Genomic DNA, 3252 nt, shown 5'->3' with positions numbered 1-3252 from the left:
CATAACGATCATCCTATACACCCCTGACTAATTCGTAGCACTAGTCAAAGGATTACGTAAAAATAGAGACCGTCAATTTCCCTCGGTAATTAAGCGAATGACAAAGTCGCTTGGTAGTTACGATACGACAGAATCGCTTGGTGATCACAAACTTGAGACTTTTTGATCTAACGCATTCATGCCCCATTATTGGCTAGAACTTTTACTCATTCACACCCTGTTCATGGGTTTTTACCATATTAAAACTTATCCACTCTTCTCATACTGTTAATCCCCGTGATGTTTCACGGGGGTAGATTCCACCTTTCTTTCAGCGTTAGCTACCTTAAGTTCTTTTTCGATCAGTTTGTAGGTGTTTGAGGGGTATAAAAAAGCCTCGCGCTTGGCGAGGCTTTGGTTATCTAAATGTTCTGGATGCATCTCGATAAAAGTTTTCATGACTGCCCAACGCCATTAAGGTCAGGACTAACGTCCCGTATTCATCGTAGTTGTACCCAAGCAAGGTGAGCTGCTTGTTCATCTTAAACTTGTGCACCCTAAGAAAAGACAAATCGCCTTTCTTCATCACGCCAATAAAAGGGTTTTCTATAACCTCTTTCACTGCTTTATCTAGATCTTGTTTCTGGTTTTTGTGTAGCTTTTTTACTGTCTTGGCAAATGTCGTAGTTTGCTCAATCTTTGTTACTTTCGCTAAATTCATAAGAGGTCGTATTCCCGTGCTCTAATTCGGCTTTAGCGATGATTGCCTGCAGTACGAACTCGTAGGTTAAGTCAGGGTTATCCTCCATGATCTTGCCTATTTTCGCCCAATGCTCAATTTGCTTGGGGGTCGTTCGATTTAAAGCTGTTCCAATGGTTGCAGCTCTATCTACTAGGCTCTCATCAAGTCTAACGCTTGTAGTAGCCATATGTATTACCTTGGTCATTTGTTTGTTGATGTCAATTGTAGCGCATTGCATCATATGTGGCAACTTGCAACAAAAGCCCTGCTAGTGGGCTTTTTCACTTCTCATAAGTGACAATGAACTTAGCCTCTAAGGTCGTGCTCTTCTGATGGCTCCTCCATACCGGAGATAATGCATCATTTACTAAATTAGAAAAAGCTTCTGTCCAAAGGTGTGCCATGAAACTCGAAAATGCCCCATTAGAAGTTACGACCGATTGATTAATCATTTCAGAAACCTGTGATTTGGCTTACTTTTCCTTATGCAAACCACATCTACTGTATTGATATAAGTGTAACGGACCTAGGTATATTAATGTAACGCCAGTCTCTATAGCGGCAACTTGGTCGGCTCAAGGGTGGTATGGGACTCGTTGCACTTGGCGTTAATCTCTTATATTTTAGTAACTTAACATTTATGATCAAGGAGTAGACAATGAAGTTGAAAATAAGGGAAGCTTTACCAATATGTGCCATCATGTTGCTAACGGCATGTGGTGGTGACTCTGATAGTGCCGATGATGTAAATGCAGCAACACCAATCAATTCACCTACAGATGCTTTAAGTCAGTTAGTTTCGTCAGGAACGTACCCAGACTTAGACACTAGTGATTCGCTTACAGGTTCAGTCACCAATAACGAAGCCATTCGAGACGATATATTGGCATATATTGAAGCGGCTAACTTATCAGCAAGTCAAAAGACACAAGTTAAGAGTATTGCCAGAACTATCCAAGAAGCTGTCCTTGTTGATCATTCTGATATCGATGCAGTCCTCCAAGTTGATGAAGAGTCTACTGTAGCTATCGGTTGCTTGAGTTTAGCTTTTGATAACCCTGCCGATGCACATCAAATTCTAAAAGCGATAGAACATTACACAGCAAACACTCGTGAGCGCGCAGCGGCATATTCAGCGTTCAATGAAGCTCTTGATGGCACTGTGACGCGCCTACCATCTAATATCGATTGCGTGGAATGATGTATGAAAAAAATTATTATAACCGCTTTAGCTGCGTCAATCTCTTTCAATGTAAGTTCTGCAACAGTTTGTGAAGTACCAGGGTATGTCGTTGGCTTTTTTAATGGAGTGTGGAATACAAAAAATGAAGCGAAATTAGCGACATTTGAATTCCAAAAGCAAATTGGAAATGAGTACAATTCAGAGCCTGTAGCATACGAGACTTTTTATAACGTAACTGGTTCATCGGTTAGTGCATCAGCGTTTCAAGATATAGCAGAAGTATTTATTCAGCGAGCGGAAGAAATAGACCCCGATCTCGGCGGTAGATTTGATATCTTTTGGTCAGCAATTACTGGTGGTGGAGCTGATGGTTTCTTAGATAAAGTCTACAATATTGTCAGCGCCCCTAGTGACTTGGTGTTGGGGCTACTTACTGAGCTTTACGACTGGGCATCATCCCAAACAGTTGCACTTGTTAGTCAGTTGTTTTCTTCACCGCCAACAGCAAGCGATTACGCTCGTCATAACACGAGGATTCAGACGTTAGGCACACAGGGCGCAAAAATGCTGTTTATCGCACACTCCCAAGGTAATCTTTTTGCTAATAATGCCTACAACGCAGCATTGGAATTGGATAACCTAGATGAATCTAATCTTGGGGTAGTCCACATTGCACCAGCTTCACCACAACTGAATGGACCTTATACACTAGCCGATCTCGATTTGGTGATAAATGGTTTAAGAGCTGTAGGGACAGTGCCCGATACAAATGTCTCGATACCAGTCAGCCATTTAGAGGTTGATCCATCTGGTCACACTCTCATACAGTAAGCGTGTCATGAACACCGCATTCTAATCTTTCAGCACGAAGAATAAGATCATCTCTCCAACCCAAAGGAGAGTTGAAATGGCAAAACGACGCACCAACCTAGAATGGCAATCACTGTTTGAACAATATGAAAGCAGCAGTGTTACCCAACGCGCTTTTTGTGAAGAGCATGGACTGAGTTTATCCACGTTCTTCGCCAAACGGCGTCAACTCCAAACAGCAAACCAATCGGAATCTGTCGGATTTGTTAGAGCCGAAATCGTTGAAAAGACAACCAAGTATCAGGCCCAGATAGCTACGGCGAACATGACACTTCTCATCAATGATGTGGAGCTGAGCATTCCTCAAGGCACGCCAGCCACCTATCTTGCTGAACTCATTGGAGCGTTGTCATGAAAGGTATGCTCAGCGCTCCAGACATTTACCTTTATCGTGAAAGCGTCGATTTTAGAAAGTCCATCAACGGCCTTGCAGCGATTATCGAAAATGATACTGACTTGCCTCTTGGCAGCGGTGCGC

General features: G+C 42.5%; 5 protein-coding genes. 3 read left to right on the top strand and 2 right to left on the bottom strand.

The window, feature by feature from the left end:
- Nucleotides 1–397: 397 nt before the first annotated feature.
- On the bottom strand, nt 398–700 hold the full coding sequence (locus AB4589_RS24760; protein ID WP_017100444.1) for a type II toxin-antitoxin system RelE/ParE family toxin: 303 nt from the start codon (nt 698–700) through the stop codon (nt 398–400).
- Nucleotides 672–908, bottom strand: coding sequence for a TA system antitoxin ParD family protein (locus AB4589_RS24755; protein ID WP_017100443.1), 237 nt, complete (start codon nt 906–908; stop codon nt 672–674). The genes AB4589_RS24760 and AB4589_RS24755 overlap by 29 nt, the downstream gene beginning before the upstream one ends.
- Nucleotides 909–1379: 471 nt before the next feature.
- On the opposite strand from AB4589_RS24755, the gene AB4589_RS24750 reads away from it, so the two are divergent.
- From AB4589_RS24750 to tnpA, 3 genes are all read left to right on the top strand, one after another.
- A complete protein-coding gene (locus AB4589_RS24750; protein WP_017100441.1) occupies nt 1380–1922 on the top strand; it encodes a hypothetical protein in 543 nt (180 codons plus the stop codon).
- Nucleotides 1923–1925: 3 nt separating this feature from the next.
- Nucleotides 1926–2735, top strand: a complete 810-nt coding sequence (locus AB4589_RS24745; RefSeq protein WP_017100440.1) for a hypothetical protein — start codon at nt 1926–1928, stop codon at nt 2733–2735.
- A gap of 76 nt (nt 2736–2811) precedes the next feature.
- The gene (gene tnpA / locus AB4589_RS24740) at nt 2812–3129 is read left to right on the top strand and encodes an IS66 family insertion sequence element accessory protein TnpA (RefSeq protein WP_017037717.1); all 318 of its coding nucleotides are present in this window, start codon (nt 2812–2814) and stop codon (nt 3127–3129) included.
- Nucleotides 3130–3252: the final 123 nt, after the last annotated feature.

Origin of the sequence: Vibrio sp. 10N.222.49.A3, assembly GCF_041475145.1 — a bacterium.
GTDB lineage: Bacteria > Pseudomonadota > Gammaproteobacteria > Enterobacterales > Vibrionaceae > Vibrio > Vibrio tasmaniensis_A.
Note: the sequence above shows the minus strand (reverse complement) of the source record. Positions and strands in the feature narration are given on the sequence as shown.